Origin of the sequence: Morganella sp. HMSC11D09, from assembly GCF_001807955.1 — a bacterium.
GTDB classification, from domain to species: domain Bacteria; phylum Pseudomonadota; class Gammaproteobacteria; order Enterobacterales; family Enterobacteriaceae; genus Morganella; species Morganella morganii.
This window is the reverse complement of sequence record NZ_KV791659.1, coordinates 112946-113342: the sequence shown is the minus strand read 5'-3', so window position 1 is coordinate 113342 and position 397 is coordinate 112946.

Below are 397 nucleotides of genomic sequence, written 5' to 3'. Positions count from 1 at the left end.
GTTTCTGTCTTTTCTCATTACATCACTTTAGGTTTTATTAATGTAAAGGTTTATTTAAAAAAATAAACTGGTTAGGTATTTAATTTTAAGACTATTATTTAGGTTTTGCTAAAAAAATATAGCGAACATTAGGATATTAAAGATGTTAGTATTAAATTTGCTAATAGCATTTTAACAAATCCTTTTATCTTAATAACTCTTGTAAAGGGTACACTAAGCTTAACTAATTTCAAGATTTAGACATTTACTCATAATTAGAGTTTAATCGTAATCCATTGATAAAAAACAATAAAAAAAACATAAGGCTTGTTATTTGATATAAATATCTTTAATTATATTATTTTTTAATAAAATATATTAACATTTATTTTTTTTGAGTAAAAATAATAGTAAATAA